Annotated in this window: 15 protein-coding genes; 12 read left to right on the forward strand and 3 right to left on the reverse strand. The window is 70.9% G+C overall.

Translation table 11 applies throughout. The annotated features are described in order from the left end of the window. Positions 1-282 precede the first annotated feature (282 nt). The 7 genes from glnII to ABZX85_RS32750 all read left to right on the forward strand — a co-directional run bounded on the left by glnII (position 283) and on the right by ABZX85_RS32750 (position 8,819). Entirely contained in the window at positions 283-1,314 is a 1,032-nt protein-coding gene (gene glnII, locus ABZX85_RS32720; protein WP_355876637.1) for a glutamine synthetase, read from the forward strand. An 86-nt stretch (positions 1,315-1,400) separates the two neighbouring features. Next, positions 1,401-2,342 (forward strand): hypothetical protein, encoded by a 942-nt coding sequence (locus ABZX85_RS32725; protein WP_355876640.1) that lies wholly within the window; start codon positions 1,401-1,403, stop codon positions 2,340-2,342. Between the two features lie 329 nt (positions 2,343-2,671). After that, entirely contained in the window at positions 2,672-3,289 is a 618-nt protein-coding gene (locus ABZX85_RS32730) for a winged helix-turn-helix domain-containing protein (protein ID WP_355876643.1), read from the forward strand. Positions 3,290-3,834: 545 nt separating this feature from the next. After that, a complete protein-coding gene (locus ABZX85_RS32735; protein ID WP_355876646.1) occupies positions 3,835-4,884 on the forward strand; it encodes an NAD-dependent epimerase/dehydratase family protein in 1,050 nt (349 codons plus the stop codon). A gap of 219 nt (positions 4,885-5,103) precedes the next feature. Beyond that, a complete protein-coding gene (locus ABZX85_RS32740) occupies positions 5,104-6,360 on the forward strand; it encodes a sensor domain-containing protein (protein WP_355876649.1) in 1,257 nt (418 codons plus the stop codon). Further along, the gene (locus tag ABZX85_RS32745) at positions 6,345-6,995 is read left to right on the forward strand and encodes a response regulator transcription factor (protein WP_355876651.1); all 651 of its coding nucleotides are present in this window, start codon (positions 6,345-6,347) and stop codon (positions 6,993-6,995) included. Before ABZX85_RS32740 ends, ABZX85_RS32745 begins: the two co-directional genes overlap by 16 nt. A 180-nt stretch (positions 6,996-7,175) precedes the next feature. Then, positions 7,176-8,819 carry a DUF1996 domain-containing protein gene (locus ABZX85_RS32750; protein WP_355876654.1) on the forward strand — a complete coding sequence of 548 codons (1,644 nt, stop codon included), beginning with the start codon at positions 7,176-7,178 and terminating at the stop codon, positions 8,817-8,819. Between the two features lie 72 nt (positions 8,820-8,891). Here the strand turns inward: ABZX85_RS32750 and ABZX85_RS32755 are convergent, their stop codons facing one another. Next, the gene (locus tag ABZX85_RS32755) at positions 8,892-9,344 is read right to left on the reverse strand and encodes a hypothetical protein (RefSeq protein WP_355876657.1); all 453 of its coding nucleotides are present in this window, start codon (positions 9,342-9,344) and stop codon (positions 8,892-8,894) included. A gap of 117 nt (positions 9,345-9,461) precedes the next feature. On the opposite strand from ABZX85_RS32755, the gene ABZX85_RS32760 reads away from it, so the two are divergent. From ABZX85_RS32760 to ABZX85_RS32780, 5 genes are all read left to right on the forward strand, one after another. Beyond that, positions 9,462-9,962, forward strand: a complete 501-nt coding sequence (locus tag ABZX85_RS32760; protein WP_355876660.1) for a tetratricopeptide repeat protein — start codon at positions 9,462-9,464, stop codon at positions 9,960-9,962. A gap of 207 nt (positions 9,963-10,169) precedes the next feature. Further along, a complete protein-coding gene (locus ABZX85_RS32765) occupies positions 10,170-12,104 on the forward strand; it encodes a hypothetical protein (protein ID WP_355876662.1) in 1,935 nt (644 codons plus the stop codon). A gap of 79 nt (positions 12,105-12,183) precedes the next feature. Then, positions 12,184-13,083, forward strand: a complete 900-nt coding sequence (locus tag ABZX85_RS32770; protein ID WP_355876665.1) for a metal-dependent hydrolase — start codon at positions 12,184-12,186, stop codon at positions 13,081-13,083. Continuing rightward, complete coding sequence (locus ABZX85_RS32775) at positions 13,083-14,153, forward strand: PDR/VanB family oxidoreductase (RefSeq protein WP_355876668.1); 1,071 nt, start codon at positions 13,083-13,085, stop codon at positions 14,151-14,153. The genes ABZX85_RS32770 and ABZX85_RS32775 overlap by 1 nt, the downstream gene beginning before the upstream one ends. A 56-nt stretch (positions 14,154-14,209) precedes the next feature. Continuing rightward, positions 14,210-14,899, forward strand: a complete 690-nt coding sequence (locus tag ABZX85_RS32780) for a TetR/AcrR family transcriptional regulator (protein ID WP_355876671.1) — start codon at positions 14,210-14,212, stop codon at positions 14,897-14,899. A gap of 30 nt (positions 14,900-14,929) precedes the next feature. Here ABZX85_RS32780 and ABZX85_RS32785 read toward each other — a convergent pair whose 3' ends face one another. Then, entirely contained in the window at positions 14,930-15,286 is a 357-nt protein-coding gene (locus ABZX85_RS32785; RefSeq protein WP_355876674.1) for an isomerase, read from the reverse strand. A 113-nt stretch (positions 15,287-15,399) separates the two neighbouring features. Beyond that, positions 15,400-20,766 carry a pullulanase-type alpha-1,6-glucosidase gene (gene pulA / locus ABZX85_RS32790; protein WP_355876677.1) on the reverse strand — a complete coding sequence of 1,789 codons (5,367 nt, stop codon included), beginning with the start codon at positions 20,764-20,766 and terminating at the stop codon, positions 15,400-15,402. Positions 20,767-20,872 lie beyond the last annotated feature (106 nt).

Raw genomic sequence — 20,872 nt, forward strand, 5'->3', positions numbered from 1 at the left:
ACGCGGAGTGCCGTCCAGGTGGCTCGGGTGGACGGGACGGAGAGCCGTCCGAGCGGTCCGGGTACCCGGCCGGGGTGTCGGCCGGGCGGGCCTGCCGTGTCCCCGGCCGCCCCTCACCACGTGAATCCCGCCACAGAACCCCCAGGTAACACGGGGTTCACATACGGGCAACGGTCGGGAAATCGCCTGTTGACAGGGTGCGGGTATTCGACGTGGCGCCCCAGTGCCGTAGTGCCACAGCACCCGCAAGTGCGCCAGGACATACCCCGAAGGATGTGGCCCGTGACCTTCAAGGCTGAGTACATCTGGATCGACGGCACCGAGCCGACGGCCAAGCTGCGTTCCAAGACGAAGATCGTCACGGACGCGTTCGGCGGGCTCGACACGCTGCCGATCTGGGGCTTCGACGGGTCGTCCACGAACCAGGCCGAGGGGCACGCCTCGGACCGCGTACTGAAGCCGGTCTTCACCTGTCCGGACCCGATCCGCGGCGGCGACGACATCCTCGTCCTGTGCGAGGTCCTGGACATCGACATGACCCCGCACGCCTCCAACACGCGTGCCGCGCTGGTCGAGGTCGAGTCCCGGTTCGCCGCGCAGGAGCCGATCTTCGGCATCGAGCAGGAGTACACGTTCTTCAAGGACGGCTACCCCCTCGGCTTCCCCAAGGGCGGCTTCCCGGCCCCGCAGGGCGGCTACTACTGCGGCGTCGGCGCGGACGAGATCTTCGGCCGTGACGTCGTCGAGGCCCACCTGGAGAACTGCCTCAAGGCCGGTCTCGGGATCTCCGGCATCAACGCCGAGGTCATGCCGGGCCAGTGGGAGTTCCAGGTCGGCCCGCTCTCCCCGAGCGTCGTCGCCGACCAGCTGTGGATCGCGCGCTGGCTGCTCTACCGCACCGCCGAGGACTTCGGCGTCTCCGCGACGCTGGACCCGAAGCCGGTGAAGGGCGACTGGAACGGCGCGGGCGCGCACACCAACTTCTCCACGAAGGCGATGCGCGAGACGTACGAGGCGATCATCACCGCCGCCGAGTCGCTCGGCGAGGGCTCGAAGCCGCTGGACCACGTCAAGAACTACGGCGCGGGCATCGACGACCGCCTGACCGGTCTGCACGAGACCGCCCCGTGGAACGAGTACTCCTACGGCGTCTCCGACCGCGGCGCGTCCGTGCGTATCCCGTGGCAGGTCGAGAAGGACGGCAAGGGGTACATCGAGGACCGGCGTCCGAACGCGAACGTGGACCCGTACGTGGTGACGCGTCTGCTGGTGGACACGTGCTGCTCGGCGCTGGAGAAGGCCGGGCAGGTCTGATCGTCCGCTGCTGACGGTTCGGAGGGGCGCTCCCTGGGAGGGGGCGCCCCTTCGGCGTTGTCAGTGGGGGGTGGCAGGGTGGGGGTATGGAGAATCACGGGGGCAAGGGCGGGGCCGGCGGGCTCTCGGTCAAGGTCGAGTCCGAGGCCGGGGAGACGGTGCTGTGGCCGTCGCCGGAGCGGCTGCGGGAGCTGGTGGGGCGGATCGGGGCGGAGGGGGACCGCTGGCTGGTGGTGCAGCGGGTGCCGGATCTGCCGGACGTGTTCGCGCAGGTGTGGCACCGGACCGGCGAGGAGTACCGCTTCGAGCACCGGGCCTCGCGGGCGGAGTTCTTCGGGACGGAGGCGTGGGAGCCGGAGGCCGTGGCCGACGCGCTGGTGGGGTGGGCCGCCGGGGCGGCGGGCTGGGAGTCGGGCTTCGACTGGTCCCGGGTGGACGCCGACCCCCCGCAGGACGTCCGCGCGCTGCCCGACGACGTACGCGTCCAGGTCGAGGAGATCGTGGGGCTGACGCTGCGCTGCGGGTACGCGGACCGCGCGATGCTCGCCGAGACGGCGCGGGAGTGCCTGCGGGACGGCGGCGAGTCGCCCGTGTCGCGGGCGCAGGCGCGGGAGTTGGTGGACCGGCTGTGGCTGGAGCGGGTGCGTGAGCAGGAGGCGTGGGAGGGGGTCACCGATCCCGAGCGGGTGACGCTGGCGTTCGGGGCGCTGACGGAGACGGGGATCACCGCGCGCGAGAACTTCGCCTGCTGCCGCAACTGCGCGGACACGGAGATCGGGGGCGAGGCCGCGGAGGAGGACCGCGGGTTCGTCTACTTCCACTCGCAGTGCGCGGAAGGGGCCGCGCAGGGGCATGGGCTGATGCTGCTGTACGGCGGTTTCGACGGGTCGGTGGAGACGACCGCGGCGGTCGGGCGGGAGGTCGTCTCGGCGCTGGCCGGGGCCGGGTTGTCCACGGAGTGGGACGGGGACCCGTCGCGGGCCATTGTCGTGACGGGGCTGGACTGGCGTAAACGCCTGGTGGGGTGAGGTTCGGGGGGTTCCGCTCCCGGGCGGGGAGCGTCCACCTTGTGAGAGAAGGGTCCTGTAACGGGCCGGTGTCTGCTTCAATGTGGACATGGCCAGCTTCCAGAGGTGCGATGCGACGGGTCGCCATGACCTTGAGCCGTTCTGGCCCTCCCGTCAGCATCATGACTTCGATCGGGTGTGTTGTCGCGCGGTGAACGCGCCGGCCCTCTAAAGCCGTACATCCCGGTCTTCGGCCGGCGCGAACAGGTACGTCCCTCGGCGGGGCCCGACCACGAATCGGGGCCGTCGGTCCTCCTGACGAACTTCTCGCGCGAAAGAGCTGACGTCTCATGGCGACCACCACCACTCGTTCCCTGACCTCCGCCCCCCGCCTCACCGCGCCCGCCCCCGCTCCCCGGCACCGGCTGCGTGCCGTCGACCGGGACGAGGTCGTGGAGATCGCGGACTTCCTTCCGCCGGGGGCCACTTGGCTGCCGGCCCCGCAGCACACCCTGCCGTCCCTCCCCGGCCAGCCGCCCATGATCGGGTACCTGGTCCTCGTCCCCGCGGACCAGCAGCCGCCGTTCCTGCCGGTGGCGGTGCCGGACGCGGAGCCTGAACGTGGGGGTGTGGGGCGGGGGAACCCTCTCAAGGGGGACGCGGACGGGGTCGGTTCAGACCGGCTCGTCCGCATCGACTCCGTCCAGCGGACCGCCTCCGTCGACGGCGCGGAACTCGATCTGACGTACCTGGAGTTCGAGCTCCTCGCGCATCTCGTCGCCCACCCCAACCGGGTCCACACTCGGGACCAGCTCGTCACCACCGTCTGGGGGTACGGGCACGTCGGCGACGGCCGCACCGTCGACGTCCACGTCGCCCGCCTCCGCCGCAAGCTGGGGGCACACCGGCAGGCCATCCAGACGGTCCGCCGGGTGGGGTACAAGTACACGCCGCCGACGGGGCGTTGAGGGGGGCTCCGGCTGGGGGTTGAGGGTGGGGGCGGCTGGGGGCGGGGGGCCTGGAGGTGCGGGGGGTGTCGTAGGGGTTGGTGGGGGGCGTAGAGGTACTGGCGGCGCCGTAGGGGAAGGGGGGGCCGGTCCGGGATCGGGTCCGGGTCGGGATCGGGTCCGGGTCGGTCCGAGTTGGGTCCGGGTTCGGGTTCGGCCGGCCATCCCCCCAGGCCCCGCCTCCGGAACCTCTGCTTCCCGGCGTCCTCAGCCCAGTCGGCTCCTCTCGCTCCCCGGCTCCCCCGACTCGCCCGGCTCCTTCCGCTCCCCGGCCTCTTCCGCTCCCCGCCCCCTCCGGCCCCCCAGCCTCTCGGCTCCTCCCTCCCCCTCCCCCACCCGGCCCGGCCCTCTCCCTCGGCTCCTCCCTCCCCCTCCCCCACCCGGCTCTCCGGCCCTCCCCGGCTCCCCGGCCCTGCTCCTCCCGGCCCTCCCGAGCAGGTGCGTTCAGGTCTGCTCTCGGCAGAGTCGTGTTCCGTCCGAGGTGAGGGGCGGGCAGAGTCGGGGGCATGAGACTTCTTGTGCTGGGTGGGACGCAGTTCGTGGGGCGGGCAGTGGTCGAGGCGGCGGTCGGCCGGGGGTGGGAGGTGACCGTCCTCAACCGGGGGTCCGTCGAACCGCCGCCCGGGGTGCGGGCGCTGGTCGGGGACCGGACCACCGAGGGCGGGCTGTCCGCGTCGGCGGAGGGGACCTGGGACGCGGTCGTCGACACGTGGGCCAAGGAGCCGAGCGCCGTCCAGCGGGCCGCCCGCTCACTGCGGGGCCGGGTCGGGCGGTACGTGTACGTGTCCAGCCTGTCCGTGTACGCGTGGGCACCGCCCGCCGGGTACGACGAGAGCGCGCCGGTCGTCGAGGGGGCGCGGCCGGATGCGGGGCTGACGGACTACGCCAAGGACAAGCGGGGCGGCGAACTCGCCGTACTGGAGTCCTTCGGGGCGGAGCACTCCGTGTTCGCGCGGGCCGGGCTGATCCTCGGGCCGTACGAGAACGTCGGGCGGCTGCCCTGGTGGCTGACCAGGATCGCCCGAGGTGGGGACGTACTCGCCCCCGGGCCACGGGAGTTGGCCGTGCAGTACATCGATGTCCGGGATCTGGCGGGGTGGGTGCTGGGCGCGGTCGAACGCGAGGTGAGCGGCCCGGTGAACCTCGTCAGCCCTCAGGGGCACGCGACGATGGGGGGACTTCTGGAGGCATGCGTCTCGGTGACGGCCTCCACACCGGCTTCCACGTCGGCCTCCACGTCGGCCTCCGACTCGGGTTCCACCCCGGCCTCCCCCGCAACCCTCCGCTGGACCGCCCCCGAAACCGTCCTCGCGGCCGGTATCCAGCCCTGGACCGAACTCCCCGTCTGGGTCCCCCCGGCCTCCGACATGCACGACGCCCTCCACTCCGCCGACGTCTCCCTCGCCCTCCGCACAGGCTTGGCCTGCCGCCCGGTGACGGAGACGGTCGCCGACACATGGGCCTGGCTGCGGACCCTCGGCGGCGAGGTACCCCGCCGTCCGAACCTGACGATCGGGGTCGAACCGGAGGTGGAGGAGCGGGTGTTGAAGGGCTGAGGGGACGAGCGGGTCCGGCGTCACCCAGTGACCCCGCCGCGCACCGACTCCCCCACGCCGACCCCCTCCCCCTCGCCACCCCACGACCGGCCCGGGTGCGTCGTACCGGCGTCGTACGGGACTCGGCGTGGCCGCGCCCGCAGGGTGTACCTGGCACCACCCCCTCACCCGGGCCCTCGGCCCAGTGACCAGGGCCGGGTGGGTCGGGAGACTGGGGGCATGGAGAAGATGACGTTCGGGAGTCGGGCGCGGGGTGCGCTCGTGGCGGCGGCGCGGGGGCTGGGGATCGCGGTGGCGATGCTGCCGGTCAGTGTCCTGCTCATCACGTTCGCGCTGGTCTCGCTGGGGCTCATGCCCATCGGGATCGGGCTGCTGACCACCCCCGCCGTGTTCGGCGCGGTGCGCAGGTACGCCACTCGGCGGCGGGAGCTGGCCGAGGAGTGGGGCGGGGTGCGGATCGTCGCCGTATACCGGGAGGTGCCGGAGGGGGCCGGCCCCTGGGGGCGGGTGGTCACCGTGCTCGGGGACCCGCAGACCTGGCGTGACATGCGCTGGCTGGCGGCGGACCTGGTGCCGGGCTTCGTGACGGCCCTGCTGCCGGCGCTGCTCGTCGTGTACGGGATCGAGGGGCTGGCGCTGCCGCTCGGACTGTGGACGGTGTACGCCGACGACCCGTACTGGTACGCGTTCGTCCCGGTCTCGGACCTGCCGTCGGCGACGGCGGCGGCCGTCCTCGGCGTCGGCTTCCTCCTCCTCGCCCTCCGCTACAACCGCACACTCCTCCTCACCCACTTCCGCTTCACCCGCGCCGTGTTGGGAGCCGACCACACCGAACTCACCGAACGTGTCCGCGTGCTGACCGAGACCCGGCGCGACGCCGTGGACACCTCGGCGGCCGAACTCCGCAGGATCGAGCGGGACTTGCACGACGGCGCGCAGGCGAGGCTCGTCGCGATGGGGATGGACCTGGGGACGATCGAGGCGCTGGTGGAGCGGGACCCGGCGAAGGCGAAGGCGCTGCTGTCGCAGGCGCGGCGCAACTCGGCCGAGGCGCTGGAGGAGTTGCGGGATCTCGTGCGCGGGATTCACCCGCCGGTGCTGGCGGAGCGCGGACTCGGGGACGCCGTACGGGCGTTGGCGCTGCGGATGCCGCTGCCGGTGGAGGTCGAGGTGGAGCTGCCGGGCCGGCTGGAGGCGCCCGTGGAGTCGGCGGCGTACTTCGCCGTGAGCGAGTTGCTGACGAACGCGGTGAAGCACGCGGGCGGGGACAGGATCTGGGTCGACGTCCATCACGCGGAGGGCCGGCTGCGGGTCTCCGTGACCGACGACGGCTGCGGCGGCGCGCGGATCGGCGCGGGCTCGGGCCTCGCCGGGGTGGAGCGGCGGCTGGGTACATTCGACGGCGTACTCGCCGTCAGCTCCCCGGCCGGCGGCCCCACGACGGCCACGCTGGAGATCCCGTGCGCGTTGTCCTAGCCGAAGACCTGTTCCTGCTCCGGGACGGCCTCGTACGGCTGTTGGAGGCGTTCGGCTTCGAGATCGCGGCGGCGGTCGAGACCGGCCCGGAACTCGACCGGGCGCTGCGGGAGTTGAAGCCGGACGTGGCGGTGGTGGACGTCCGGCTGCCGCCGACGCTCACGGACGAGGGCTTGCAGTGCGCGCTGCGGGCGCGGCGGGAGCGTCCCGGTTTTCCGGTGCTGGTGCTCTCGCAGCACGTCGAGCAGCTGTACGCGCGGGAGTTGCTGGCGGACGGCACCGGCGGGGTCGGCTATCTGCTGAAGGACCGGGTGTTCGACGCGGAGCAGTTCGTGGACGCGGTCCGCCGGGTCGCGGCGGGCGGCACGGCGATGGACCCCCAGGTGATCCAGCAGCTCTTGGCCCGGCGCGGGGACGACCGGCTGCCCGCGCGGCTGACGCCGAGGGAGCTGGAGGTGCTGGAGCTGATGGCGCAGGGGCGGACGAACGCGGCGATCGCCGGGAAGCTCGTCGTGACCGAGCGGGCTGTGGCGAAGCACACAGCGAACATCTTCACAAAACTCGGTCTGGAGGTCTCCGACGACGACAACCGCAGGGTACTGGCGGTGCTGGCGTTTCTGGACCGTGATCGATGATCATGGCAACTCGGGTTACTTGTGGGGGTGTTGGGGGAATAGCACCCTTCGGTGCTCCCACGAATCTCTCAGGAATTTCTGAGACGGCTGAACACCTCTGAGCCGGCGTGCGTAATGAACGACGCCGCTTCACTCCTGTCGGGCGCCTCGATAGCCCCGCAAGGAAGTCAGAGGAGTTCCATGGGACGCAACACACGTAAACGCCGTTCGTCGATGGCCAACAAGGCCATAGCCGCGTCGGCGGCCCTAGCGCTCGGTGGGGGCGGGCTGATCTGGGCGAACTTCTACGCTTCTGCGCACGAGTCGTCGAACGGCTCGGGCCAGAACGAGGTCAAGGCCGCAAGCGCCCAGGTCGCCACGATCGCCTGCCCCGACGTCGGCCAGAAGCTGACGAACGTGCCGCAGGCCGCGCGACAGGGTGTCGACAGGGAGTTGGCGCTGCTGGACAAGCAGATCACCGAGGCTTACGCCCGGCTCGCCTCCACCAGGCAGGCCCAGGCGCAGGACGCGGGCTTCGTGCAGAACGCGATCACCGGGCCGCTGAAGGAGAAGCGCGCCGCGACGATCGACCGCATCCGGATCAACATCCAGCGGGTGGGCGGGCAGTTCAACAACCAGCTCAGCCAGCTCGCCGCCTGTACCCCGCAGGTTGCCAACGCCAACACCAATGCCGGTCAGAACAACGGCAACAACGGTCAGAACAACGGCGGTAACAACAACGGCAACCAGAACAACGGGGGCCAGAACAACAACAACGGCCAGAACAACGGCCAGAACAACAACGGTCAGAACGGCCAGAATGGTCAGAACGGCCAGAACGGCAACAACGGCCAGAACAACAACGGCGGCCAGAACAACGGCGGCCAGCAGGCCGGTGGCGGCCAGGGTGGCAACGGCCCGACGGCCGCGGACTTCGTGGACATCACGCAGGCCGGCAACAACGCCCAGATCGGTGTCGGCCAGAACGGTCTCGCCGCGAACGGCGGTGGCGGTTCGCGCGGTTCCTTCACCACCAAGTGCGGCACCAACGGCAACGACAACCACAACACGGACAACGTGATCGTGGCCCCCGGTGTCGCCAACGGCGCCCACCACCTGCACGACTACGTCGGCAACCAGTCGAACGACGCCTTCGCGTCCGACCAGGAGCTGGCCGCCGCGCAGACGAGCTGCCAGAACCAGGGCGACAAGTCCTCGTACTTCTGGCCGGTCCTCCGCGTCCAGGACGGTACGCAGGACTTCGACCAGAACAACGACGGTGGTGGCAAGGAAGGCAACGTCGGCAAGATCCTTCAGCCGGTCCAGGCCCAGCTGAAGTTCGTCGGCAACAAGCGCGGCAACGTCGTCGCCATGCCGACCGCGCTGCGCATCATCACCGGTGACGCCAAGGCGTTCGTCAACGGCAACGGCAACGCCAACGCCAACTGGTCCTGCACCGGCTTCGAGAACAAGGTGCAGCTGAAGGACAAGTACCCGATCTGCCCGCAGGGCAGCCAGGTGGTCCGTACGACCTTCTTCCAGAGCTGCTGGGACGGTCAGAACATCGACTCCGCCAACCACCGTACGCACGTGGCCTTCGTCCAGGGCAACGGCCAGTGCGCCAACGGCTTCAAGGCGATCCCCCAGCTCCAGGTCCGACTGGTCTACAACGTCCCGCGTCCGCAGATCCAGAACGGCCAGGTGAAGAACGCCTACGCGGTGGACTCCTTCCCGGAGAACCTGCACAAGCCGATCACCGACCACAACGACTTCATCAACTTCTTCTCGCAGAACACGATGAACCAGATGGTCAACTGCATCAACACGGGCAAGAAGTGCCAGTAGTACCGGCCTAGTTCGACGAGAGAGCCGGCGGTGGGATTCCCACCGCCGGCTCTCTCGTGTGTGCAAACGGTTTCAGTGACTTGAGTGCGTGGGGCTCGCGGAGCCCGAACCGCCTTCGTGGACCGAGTGGTCGGTGCCCTCCTCGATGTCCCCGCCGAGCGTCTTGCGCAGGGTGTCGACCGTCTTCGTCTCGTCCCCGACGGCGATCCACTTGCGGCCGACGAGGTAGTGGCCGCCGTAGTCCTTCGCGCCGTTGATCCACTCGCGCTGGCCGCGGTCGGTCGCGAAGGTGAGGAGGATGAACTTGCCGTCGGCGGTCTTGCAGATGGCCTGGCGCAGTTCGTCCGCGTCGGTCTGCATGTTCGGCTTGCAGTCCACCTTCGCCGCGAGCTGCTCCAGGCTGCCGGTCGCGGCCACGGGCACGGCGTCCGCCGCGGCCTTCTTGTCGTCCCCCCCGCCACAGCCCGCCAGCGTCAGCGCCGTGACGGCGGCCAGGGCCGCGAGCGTCGGTCGGGTCAGCTTCATCTGTCCTGTTCCTCCCTGAGAGACCTTCCCTCTCGATACGGACACCGGCGCACGTTCCACTCAACCGGTCACCTGTTTCAGTGGTGCCGGTAACCCTCGCATGCCAGGGTGATCTTCATGAACCAGGACTGGGAAGACCGGGTGGCCGCCGCCTGGGCGAGCTTCGACGAGTACACCGAGGACCAGGCCGGCGACTTCCGGGCCGTCGTCGACGCGCTGAGCGCCGAGCTGCCCGCGGGCAGCCCCCTCGCGCCGTTCGAGCGGGCATGCGCCTGGGACTCGACGGGCCACTCCGACAAGGCGGTCCCGCTGTACGAGGAGGCGCTCGCCCGGGGGCTCGACGGGTACCGGGGTCGTCGTACGAAGATCCAGCTCGCGAGTTCGCTGCGCAATGTCGGGCGGGCCGAGGAGGGCGTGAAGCTGCTGACGCCCGAACTGACCGGGCCTTCGGACGAGTTGGACGACGCCGTCCGGGCCTGCCTCGCGCTGTGCCTGTCGAGCCTGGGCCGGGACCGGGAGGGGCTGTCGCTGGTGCTGGAGGCACTGGCGGCCCATCTGCCGCGCTATCAGCGGTCGATGGGGAACTATGCGCGGGCGTTGGTGGAGCCGGAGAGCTGAGGGGCGGGCGGGGCAGGCCCGGCGGGGCGCGGCAAGGTGAGGGAGCGCGCCGAACCGCACGGGCCGAACCCGGTGTGCTGAACCCCCTGCACCGAACTCCCCCTCCCGGCCGGGCCGTCCGCTGAAACGTTCCTCGAACAGGCGCCCCGGTAGGGGGATTCACCCGCCCGGCGGTGACCTACCGCCGGGCCGCTCGTTCTCCTGGACGTGCAGTCACAGGATGTCGCCCAGCGCCCCGCCTCCCGCTCCCCCCGCTCCGGTTCCGCCGGCCCCGCTCTCGACGTGGAGCAGGCCGAGGCCGCGCTGGTCGAGCACTACCCCCGCCTCGTCCGGCTCGCCTACGTGGTGCTGCCGCCGACGCTCGCGCGGGGCCGCCGCGTCCTGACCGCGCACGCCCTCGTCCAGCGCGCCCTCCCCCGCCGCCGGGCCTCCGCGCCGGTCATCCCGGCCCAGTCGGCGGGCCGCGACGGCGATCCGGGGTACGCGTACGTCCGTCTCCAGGTCGTCCGGACGGCTCTCCAGGCGGGGTTGCCGCTGAAGCGCCGGGCGTGGCCGAAGCGGGCCCAGTTCCCGCCGCTGCTCCCCCAGGTGCGGGGGCTGCGGCTGTTCCCGCGTTCGGGCGGGGCGGACGAACTCGCCCTGGAACAGCGGCTGTCGGAGCTGGACGGCCCGGCGCGGGCGGCGTACGCGCTGCGCGGACTTGAGCAGCTCCCCGACGGCGACGTACGCAAGATCCTCGGGGAGTGCGGGGTCGACGCGATCGACGCGGCGCTGCGCGAGGCGGGCGAGGTGGACGCGGAGTACACGCTGCTGGACTCCCCGGAGTTCGACCCGTGTTCGCTCCAGGCCCGCCCGACCGATCTGATGCGCCGCCGCCAGCACGGCCGGGCGGCGCTCGCGGCGGGCGCCGCGCTCCTGGTGTGCGGGGCGCTGGTGGCGCTGCCCGGCGGCGGCTGGGGTCCGGACGGCGCGGCGGCGCCGTCGTACGCCAAGAACCCGGCGGCGGAGGCCGCGTTGGACCCGGGGCGGCTGCTGAAGGTCTCTCCGGTGGCGTGGAAGACGTCGTCGCGCACGGACTTCTCGGCCTGGCCCGCGCGCGGTGAACTCACCGGCGACGACGCCCTGTTGCGCCGCGCGCTCGCGGTCTGGGCCCGCCCCGGCGCGCAGGTCCACGTCTCCGCGACCCCCGACACCCCGACCGGTGGCCCGGCGGGCCCGCCCCAGCTCCTGTACGCGGGAACGGTCGACAACGCCCGCGTGGTGCTCCTGCACGACGGACTGCGCATCGCCCGCTACGCCGAGCCGAAGGACGGCACGGCCGGGGCGGCGCTGGACTTCGCCCGGGTCGACGGCGCGTCCGGCGCCGAGTCGGGGGCGGTCGTGCTGGGCCGCGCCGACGGCAACGTCCGTTTCCTGACGGCCCCTTGGGTCACCAAGGCGGGTGAGCGGGACCTGTCGAAGCCGGGCGCCGGGGTGATGGACCTGACGCTGACCGGCGGGGTGACGTCCCCGATGGTCTCCCCGGCGACGAAGCAAGGGGCCTGCACGGGCTGGAACGTCCTGGAGCTGACCGGCGGAGAGGGCCGTCAACTCCTCAGCGATCTGGGCGAGTTGGTCCCGGCGCGGCTCACCTCGGGGAAGCCCGGCGCGGTGAAGGACGCGACCGGCGCGGAGGCCCTCAAGACCTGGGCGCCGTACGCGTGTTCGCTCGCCGACGCGCGGGCGCAGGGCGTACGGGCGGTGAACGTCTGGCAGTTCGCGCGCCAGCCGTTGCCGGACGGGACCGGGTCGGCGGACTGGGTGTGCACGCGCGCCGAGACCTGGCGGGGTGACGGGGCGCGGGCGCTGGCCCAGTTCCACACGCCGGGCGGGCTGTTCGGGGCGGCCGTCGCGAAGGGGCTGGACGTGCCCGCGTGCGGTCCGCGTGATCCGCATGTGCTCGCCGGGGCGCTGTGGAAGTCGAAGGCGGGGCACTGGTTCCTGCTCGCCGCCGGGGACAAGGACACGGCGTCGGTGCGCACCGAGGGCGGGATCAGCGTCTCGGGGCAGGGCAACCTGCTGGCCGCGCGGACCGAGCAGGGGGTGCAGGCGAGCCTGGAGGGGGCGCTGAAGGACGGGACGGCCGTCAAGGGGCTGCGGTAGCGGTCGGCGGAAATCGGTTGCTGAAATTCGGCCGTGCACGGGGGTTCACCCCCGCTCTACCCATCAGTACATTGACATTATGTCTAACAAGCACGAGCCCCGGCCGGTCGAGGGCGAGCGGGTCGATCTCAAGGCGCGGAAGGTGTCCTTCTCGTGGGAGGACACCCCCCTGCACTGGGTGCCCGGGGACCCCTTCACCACGCACACCATCAATGTGCTGCACCTCCTGCTGCCGGCGGGCGAGCGGTGGTTCGTGCACGTGTACAAGCAGGTGCTGCCGTACATCCGGGACGAGCAGTTGCGCGCGGACGTCATCGGGTTCATCGGGCAGGAGGCGATGCACTCGCAGGCGCACGACGAGGTCCTCCCCCACCTGCGGGAACAGGGGCTCGACCCGACGCCGTACACCGCGCAGGTGGACTGGATGTTCGAGAAGCTGCTCGGTGACCGGACGCTGCCGCCGGGGCGGGCGCGGCGCTGGTGGCTGATGGAGCGTGTGGCGCTGATCGCGGCGATCGAGCACTACACGGCGTTCCTCGGGGACTGGGTGCTGAACGCCGAGGAGCTGGACCGGCGGGGCGCCGACCCGATGATGCTGGACCTGCTGCGCTGGCACGGCGCGGAGGAGGTCGAGCACCGCTCCGTCGCGTTCGACCTGTTCATGCACGTCGACGGCGGGTACCGGCGCCGGGTGCGGACCTGGGCGACGGCGTTCGCGACGCTGGTGTTCCTGTGGCAGCGCGGGGCGCGGTTCTTCATGGAGAACGACCCGAGCGTGCTGGACGGAAAAGCGAGCGTGAAGGCTTTCTACCTGAGCGGCGAGCAGGGGACCCTGCCGGCGACCGGTGACCTCCTCAAGTCGATCCCGACCTACCTCGCCCGCTCCTACCACCCCTCGCAGGAGGGCTCGACCGCGCAGGCCGTCGCCTACCTCGCGACGTCCCCGGCCGCGCTCGCCGCCGAGAAGAGGGCCGCCTGATGGCGCCGGGCGCTTTCCCGTCGACCCGGCTGCGGACGGTCGTCGCGGTCGCCGGGGCCGCGCTGCTCGTGAAGCGCTCGCTGCGCCGCCGTATCCGGTCCTCGCCGCTGTGGCCGATGCCGGCGCTGGAGGAGCCGGTGTCGGGGCGGCCCCGGACGCGCGGGCTGCGGCTGCGGGTCGCGGCGCACGGGACGGTCGCCGAGGGGGTCGTGCAACTGCGGCTCGAAGGGCGGGAGTTGCCGCGCTGGGAGCCGGGGGCGCATCTCGATCTGGTGCTGCCGTCGGGGCTGGTCCGGCAGTACTCGCTGTGCGGGGACCCGGAGGACACCTCCGCGTACACGGTCGCCGCACGGCTCGTCGAGGACGGGCGGGGCGGGTCGCGGGAGGTGCACGAGGCGCTCCGGGCGGGTACGGAGGTCGAGGTGCGCGGGCCGCGCAACCGTTTTCCGCTCGATTCCGGTGCTCCCGCGTACGTGTTCGTGGCGGGCGGGATCGGGATCACACCGATCCTGCCGATGCTGCGGGCGCTGGACGCGTCGCCGGAGGCGGTGGAGTGGCGGCTCGTCTACTGCGGGCGGTCTCGGGCGTCGATGCCGTTCGTGGAGGAGGTCGAGAAGTTCGGGGCGGACCGGGTGAGCGTCGTCGAGGGGCGGCCCGAACTGGACTTTCTGCTCGGTGAGTTGGCGGAGGGGACGGCCGTCTACTGCTGTGGGCCCGAGGGGTTGGCGCGGGCGGTGGAGGAGCGGGTGCCGGGGGTGCGGCTGGAGCGGTTCGGGTACGCCGGGGGTGTCGGGTCGCTGCCGGACGACTCCTCCTTCGAGGTCGAACTCCGGCGCAGTGCGCGGGTGTTGACGGTGCCGGCCGGGTCGTCCGTGCTGGCGGCCGTGCGCGAGGAGCTGCCCGACACGCTGTACTCCTGCGAGCAGGGGTTCTGCGGGACGTGCCGGCAGCGGGTACTGGAGGGGGAGGTGGACCACCGGGACGAACTGCTCACCGATCAGGAGCGCGAGGACTCGATGCTGATCTGCGTGTCGCGGGCGCGGGGTGAGCGTATCGTGCTCGATCTGTGAACGTCCGTACCGGTCCGGGCGGTTGAAGCGGGGAGACGCTCGGTAAAGTTGTCGCCATGACAACCGGGGTGCGTCGGAGAATGGGCGTCGACGAGCGGCGGCAGCAGCTGATCGGCGTCGCGCTCGAACTGTTCGCGCAGCGCTCCCCCGACGAGGTCTCGATCGACGAGATAGCGGCGGCGGCCGGGATCTCCCGGCCGCTCGTGTACCACTACTTCCCGGGCAAACTCAGCCTGTACGAGGCCGCGTTGAAGCGGGCGTCGGAGGATCTGGCGAGCCGGTTCGTGGAGCCGCACGAAGGGCCGCTCGGCACCCGGCTGCTGCGGGTCATGCGGCGCTACTTCGACTTCGTCGACGACCACGGCCCCGGGTTCGCCGCCCTGCTGCGCGGTGGCCCGGCGGTGGGCTCCTCGACGACCAACGCGCTCATCAACTCCGTGCGCCAGCAGGCGTACGAGCAGATCCTCTCGCATCTCGGGATCAGCGATCCGCCGCCCCGCCTGGAACTGCTCGTCCGCTCCTGGATCTCCCTCGCCGAGTCGACGGCCCTGATCTGGCTCGACGGCCGGCGCATCCCCCGCGAGGAGCTCCAGCTCCAACTCGTCCACGACTTCGCCGCGTTGACGGCCGTGACCGCCGCGTACGACGACGAGCTGAAGGAGCTGCTGCGCCCGGTGCTGAGCGGGGAGCCGGCCGGCGGACCGTTCGGCCTGCTGGCGGTCCGGCTCATCGAGCTCGCGTCGTGACGCCGGTAATGCCGTGATGCCGTAGGGGAGTTACCACTCGGCCTTCGTGTACGACGGGTCCAGTTCCCGGACCTCGGCGGAGGCGTGCACCGTGGTCCAGCCCTCGTCGGGGAGGTACTCCTTGAGCAACTCCAGCACGGCGGCGGTCAGTTCGGCCTTGACCTCGGCGGTGCGGCCGGCCAGGAGACCGAGGGTGACGTGCACGGCCGTGTGGCCGCCGTCCTCGTATCCGAAAGCGGTGTGCTCGGAGGCGCGGAACTGGGTCTTGCACGCCTCGGGCTTGGCGGCGGCGATCTCGACGACGGCGGTGTGCAGGGCCCGCGCGAAAGCGGCACGGTCGAAGGCCCGGGTCAGCTCGGTGGAGTGGTCGACGGTGATCTGAGGCATGCAGGGACTCCTTGGTGGACGGCTCTCGTCACCCTAACCTCACTGGCAAGCCCCCACCTCGGACGCGTCGCCGCCCCTCGTGGGAACGGCGACGCGCCGGCTCGCTCCGGCCGTCAGGCCGTCCGGGAGAACACCGCCACGGTCCGCGCCGGAACGGTGAAGGTGCCCGAGGTCCGCTCGTAGCGCGACTCCTTCACCACGGGGTCCGCGCCCGAGCGCTGGACGGGGTGCAACTGGTAGCCGGTACCGGCCAGTTCGGTGAGTTTCTGGGCCTGGGCGGTGGGGGTCGCGTTGAAGACGACGACCAGGCCGCCGAGGCGCATGGTGATCACGCCGGGGGTCTCGTCGGGACCGGACAGCGGGAACGAGAGGGCGGACTGCACCTGGGCCGTCGTGGTGAGGGAGAACGCCTTGTCGGTCGTCCGGATGCCGAGCAGGTCGCGGTAGGCGGACGAGGTGGCCCCGATCTGACGGCAGTCGACCTTGACGGTGGTCAACAGGGGTGTGGCGTAAGGCCATTTGGCGGCGTTGTCGGCGGCCGGAGGGAGGCCGCGGCCGAAGCCGTTGCCGTCGGCGCAGTTCCAGTGGATCGCGTTGAACCAGTCGCCGCTGTCGTAGGAGTTGCGGTCCAGGGACTTGGAGCGGAGGAGGTCGCTGCCGGCCTGGGAGAGGGCCGGGCCCTGGGAGAGGAGGGCCGTGGCCATCGCGAGGACCTGCATGCGGGCGCGGTCGTCGGCGCCGGTGCGGGCGGGGAGTTTGAAGGCGAGCGCGTCGAACAGGGACTCGTTGTCGTGGGCGTCGGCGTAGGCGAGCGCGTCACCGGGGTTCGCCGCGTATCCGGCGGGCTGCCCGTTGTAGTCGACCTGGGCGCCGGTGACGTCCCGGCCGCCGGTGTCGGTGAAGCGGTAGCCGGCGAGGTTCCCGGTCAGGCCGACCTTGATCAGGTCCTGGTAGTGCAGGAGCCGGGCCTTCTGCTCGGCCGGAGTGCCGTTGTCGGCGTCGGGGTTGGGGTCGGTGTAGAGGCCGGAGGCGAAGCCCTGGACGCCGGGGTCGGCGTCGAAGGGGCCGCCGCCGCGCACGGCGTCACGGGCCCGGTCGGAGAAGGTGGCGATCCCGGTCCCGGCCATGTTCTTCTGCGTGGCCTGGACGAACCGGGCGTCGTCGGCGACCTCGCCGAAGTTCCAGCCCTCGCCGTAGAGGATGATCTTCTTGCCGTCCACCCCGTCCCGCCGGAGGGTGAGGGCGTCGAGGGCCTTGCGGACGGCGAGGATGTTGGCCTTGGGGTGGTGGCCCATCAGGTCGAAGCGGAAGCCGTCGACCTTGTACTCCTTGGCCCAGGTGACGACCGAGTCGACGACCAGCTTGCCCATCATGGCGTTCTCGGTCGCCGTGTTGGCGCAGCAGGTGGAGTTCGCGACGCTGCCGTCGGCCATCAGCCTCTGGTAGTAACCGGGTACTACCTTGTCGAGCACGCTGGTGTCGGCCTGTCCGGCAGCTGCCGTGTGGTTGTAGACGACGTCCATGACGACCCGCAGCCCGTCGTCGTTGAGCGCCTTCACCATCCGGCGGAACTCGGTCGTCCGGGTCACGCCGTCCGGGTCCGAGGCGTACGACCCCTCGGGGACCGTGTAGTGGTACGGGTCGTACCCCCAGTTGTAGCCGTCCTTGGCGGCGATCTTCGCGACGCACTCCTGCTGCTTCTCGGAGTCGGCGGGCAGGGCGGCGAGGTCGCAGTCCGTGACGGCCTGGTCGGCGCGCTTCTCGGGGATGGTGGCGATGTCGAACGCGGGCAGCAGGTGCACGTAGTTGGCGCCGGACCTGGCCAACTCCCGCAGGTGCTTGGAGCCGTCGCTGTTCTTGTCGGTGAACGCGAGGTACTGGCCGGGGTGTCGCGAGGTGCGGTCGGCGATCGAGAAGTCCCGGATGTGGAGTTCCTGAATCTCGGCGTCGTTGAGGGGGGCGGCCTTGGGCTTCGTGTAGGTCGTCCAGCCGGGCGGGGTCAGGGACTTGTCGTCGAGGTCGGCGATCAGGCTGCGCTCTGAGTTCGCCGTGAGGGCGACGGAGTAGGGGTCGGTGACGCGGTTGGTGACGATCTGGCGGACGCTGGGCGCCCAGACCTTGACGACGTACCGGTAGGGCTTGTTCCTCCAGTCCCGGGTGCCGGTGACGGACCAGACGCCCGTCTTGTCGTCGCGCTTCATGGCGACCGTCCTGCCGTCGAGGTCGAGGGCGACGGACTGGGCGGTGGGGGCCCAGACGGCGAGCGTGGGGCGGCCGTCGGTGAAGGTCGGGCCGAGCCTGGTCTTCGTCGCGTCGTACAGGTCGTCGAGGGCGCCGGCGATCTGGACGCCGGTGGCGGTGAGGACAGCGCCGTTCACGGCACGCTGGGAGGCGACGAGCTGGCCGCGCAGGGCGTCGCGGACACGGTCACGGTCGCGGGGGTCGATCGTCCACGCCGTGTAGTCCTTGAGGTGGGGGTACCTGGTCTTCTGGGCGTCGGTGAGGGTCGTCTTCGTCAGGCGGAGCCAGCGTTCGTCGTCGCTGGTCAGGGCGCCGTTCTCGACCTTGATCGAGCCGTTGTGGGAGTACAGGAGCTGGGTGGAGGCGGCGGCCTCGCTGCCGTTCCAGGCGATCGTGTTCCGGTCGATCCAGATCGCCTTGGAGGTGGTCAGGTCGAGGGCGGCGGCGCTTCCGGCGGGCTGCGGGAGGAGGTACTTCTCCTGTCCGTTCAAGAGCCACACCTCGTGTCCGTTCGCGGTGAGGTCGAGGGACTGGTCCGAGGGGAGGTCCTTCTCGTCGCCCTTGTGGAGGATGTAACTCAGGCTGGTGGCGCCCTCGTTGAGGGGTACTTCGTATACGGCGCCGTACGTGTCGACGCTCTTGGGCTTCAGCGGGGCCGACCAGTCGGTGGGGTTCGCGGCGCCCGTCCAGACGTGCAGGCCCCAGCCGTCGTAGTTGCCGTCGGCGCGGTGGTAGTGCAGGACGGCCTTGGTCTTGTCCGGGGCCGGGGTGTCGGGGCGTTCGGTTCGGATGTCCGGCTTGCCCTGCTCGATCCAGACCTCGCCGGTCTTCGTGACGTCGATCGTGCGGTCGGTGGCGACGTCCTTCGTGCCGTCCTTGTCGATGACGAGGAAGGAGACGTTCGAGGCGCCGGGCTTCAACTTGACGTAGGCGAAGGCTCCGTAGGCGTCACGGCCGGTGAAGGGGTGGCTGGCGGGCCAGGTCGTGGCCTCGCCGTCGGCCAGGTCGCCCCAGGCGTACAGGCCCCAGTTCGTGTAGTCACCGTCGGGGCGGTTGTAGTGGACGATCGCGTAGTCGCGGGAGGAGGCGGTGGGGGGTGGTGTGGTGGGCGGGGTGCCGGTGGTTGTGGAAGCGGTTGCACTGGATTTCCGGCCCGCGGAGTCGACGACGACCGCCTTGTAGCGGACGGGGGTGCCGGGTGTGGTGTCCTTGGCCAGAGTCTGCTGGACCTTGTACGGGGCGTGGTCGGCCGAACCCAGCGTGCGCCAGGGGCCGTTGCCGGTCTGGGCGGCGAAGATCACGCGGTTGAGCTGTCCGCCGGTGACGTCAGCGGTGAGGGCGACGGTGCCGGTGGCTCCCGCAGGGGGCGCGGTCAGGGTGAGTTTCGGGGGCGTCGCCGGTTTCGCGAGGCCACCCTTGAGGACCACCGCCCTGCCCGGCGGGACGGTGAGGGTGACGCGGGCGGCGGCGTCGGAGCGGACGGTGCCGGTGGTCCCGTAGATGCCCTGGTAGCTCATACCCGAGGACGAGGTGGTGAAGGTCGCCGTCCTCGGTTCGGTCGCGTTGTTGAGGGCGACGACGTACTCGTGCGAGGCGTCGCTCCGGGTGAACGCGTAGACGCCGCTCCCGGTCGCCGCGTACCGCTCCGTCTGGACGCCGTCCGTGAGGGCCGGGTTGGTCTTGCGGAGGCGGGCGAGTTCGGCGATCTGGCGGTAGAGGGGGGCCTGTGGGTCGTAGGCGGCGGTGGCGTGGGTGCGGGTGGTGCCGATCTGGTCGTCGTCGAGGTAGTCGGCGGTCTGGGAGGCGAACATCGGCTGGCGGGCGCCCTTGTCGCCGCCCGCGCCGGTGAAGCCCTGTTCGTCGCCGTAGTAGACGACCGGGTTGCCCCGGCTGAGGAACATCAGCTCGTTGGCGAACCTGTCCTTCGCGAGGAGTTCGGCGTCGGTGGCCTTCGGGTTGTCCTGCTTGAGGAAGTAGCCGATGCGGCCCATGTCGTGGTTGCCGAGGAAGGTGACCTGTTCGTAGGCGTTCGCCTTGTCGGTCGTGTACTTGTAGTCGGCGCCGAAAACTTGTGCAAGCGTTTGCGCGCTGCCGCCCTGGGAGGCGTACTGGCGGGCCGCTTCCTGGAAGGGGAAGTCGAGGGTGGCGTCCAGGCGGCCCTGGGTGACGTACGGGGAGGTGATGTCGGGGTCGGCGGAGTAGACCTCGCCGAACATGAAGAAGTCGTCGCGGCCGTGCCGGGCGGCGTAGGCGTCGAGGGCGGTCGCCCACTGCGTCCAGAACTCCATGTTCACGTGCTTCACGGTGTCGATCCGGAAGCCGTCGATGTCGAAGTCCCTGACCCAGCGCTCGTAGATCTTCTCCATGCCGCTGACGACCTCGGGGCGCTCGGTCCACAGGTCGTCGAGGCCGGAGAAGTCGCCGTAGGTGGTGGACTCGCCGGCGTAGGTGGAGTCACCCCGGTTGTGGTACATCGTCGGGTCGTTGAGCCAGGAGGGGACCTTGGTGACGGCGCCCGTCGTCGGGGTGCGCGGGAAGGAGTCCGTGTCGACCGCCGGGAACTTCCGCGTGCCGTCGGCGTATTGGGCGTCGTCGAAGGGGCGGCCGTCCTTCGTCAGGTACGGAAAGGCGCCCTTGGAGAGGTAGTTGTAGGACTTGGGGTCGTAGTCGACGACGTCGGCCGTGTGGTTGGTGATGACGTCGAAGAACACCTTCATGCCCTTGGCGTGCGCCTTGGAGATGAGGGTTTCGAGGTCCTGGTTGGTGCCGAAGTGCGGGTCGACCTGGGTGAAGTCGGTGATCCAGTAACCGTGGTAGCCGGCCGACGCGTCGGCGCCCGTTCCCTGCACTGGCTGGTTCTTGAAGATCGGCGCCAGCCAGATCGCCGTGGTTCCCAACCCCTTGATGTAGTCGAGGCGTTGGGTGAGGCCCTTGAGGTCGCCGCCCTGGTAGAAACCCTTGTCCGTGGGGTCGTAGCCGGTGCTCAGGCGTGAACCCGTCAGCCCGCCACGGTCGTTGGCGGTGTCGCCGTTGGCGAAGCGGTCGGGGAGGACGAAGTAGAACTGCTCGCGGGTCGCGTCGTGCCGGGCGGGTTCGGCGGCGAGTTTGGCGTCCGACGGGGGCGCGGGGGGACGGACGGCCGCGTGGGCGGCGGCGGACGGGACCAGCGCGGCGGTGAGGGCGGCGACCACTGCGGCGGCGATCCGCCGGGGACGTCTCTGTGTCCGTCTCGGTGTCACGGGCGGGAACTCCTAGCGATTGCCTGGCGGTTGCGGCGGTGACTGCGGGTCCGACCCCGCGTGGACCGTATCGCTCCCGCAAGGTTTACAGCAAGATGCTTGCAAC

The organism is Streptomyces sp. NPDC004539 (genome assembly GCF_040610055.1).
Classification (GTDB): Bacteria; Actinomycetota; Actinomycetes; order Streptomycetales; family Streptomycetaceae; genus Streptomyces.

Bases quoted from the DNA above. Each gene is read 5' to 3' on its own strand.
- ABZX85_RS32725 (WP_355876640.1), top strand. From the start codon at position 1,401: ATGGAGAATCACGGGGGCAAGGGCGGGGCCGGCGGGCTCTCGGTCAAG.
- ABZX85_RS32730 (WP_355876643.1), top strand. From the start codon at position 2,672: ATGGCGACCACCACCACTCGTTCCCTGACCTCCGCCCCCCGCCTCACC.
- ABZX85_RS32735 (WP_355876646.1), top strand. From the start codon at position 3,835: ATGAGACTTCTTGTGCTGGGTGGGACGCAGTTCGTGGGGCGGGCAGTG.
- ABZX85_RS32740 (WP_355876649.1), top strand. From the start codon at position 5,104: ATGGAGAAGATGACGTTCGGGAGTCGGGCGCGGGGTGCGCTCGTGGCG.
- ABZX85_RS32750 (WP_355876654.1), top strand. From the start codon at position 7,176: ATGGGACGCAACACACGTAAACGCCGTTCGTCGATGGCCAACAAGGCC.
- ABZX85_RS32755 (WP_355876657.1), bottom strand. From the start codon at position 9,344: ATGAAGCTGACCCGACCGACGCTCGCGGCCCTGGCCGCCGTCACGGCG.
- ABZX85_RS32760 (WP_355876660.1), top strand. From the start codon at position 9,462: ATGAACCAGGACTGGGAAGACCGGGTGGCCGCCGCCTGGGCGAGCTTC.
- ABZX85_RS32770 (WP_355876665.1), top strand. From the start codon at position 12,184: ATGTCTAACAAGCACGAGCCCCGGCCGGTCGAGGGCGAGCGGGTCGAT.
- ABZX85_RS32775 (WP_355876668.1), top strand. From the start codon at position 13,083: ATGGCGCCGGGCGCTTTCCCGTCGACCCGGCTGCGGACGGTCGTCGCG.
- ABZX85_RS32780 (WP_355876671.1), top strand. From the start codon at position 14,210: ATGACAACCGGGGTGCGTCGGAGAATGGGCGTCGACGAGCGGCGGCAG.
- ABZX85_RS32785 (WP_355876674.1), bottom strand. From the start codon at position 15,286: ATGCCTCAGATCACCGTCGACCACTCCACCGAGCTGACCCGGGCCTTC.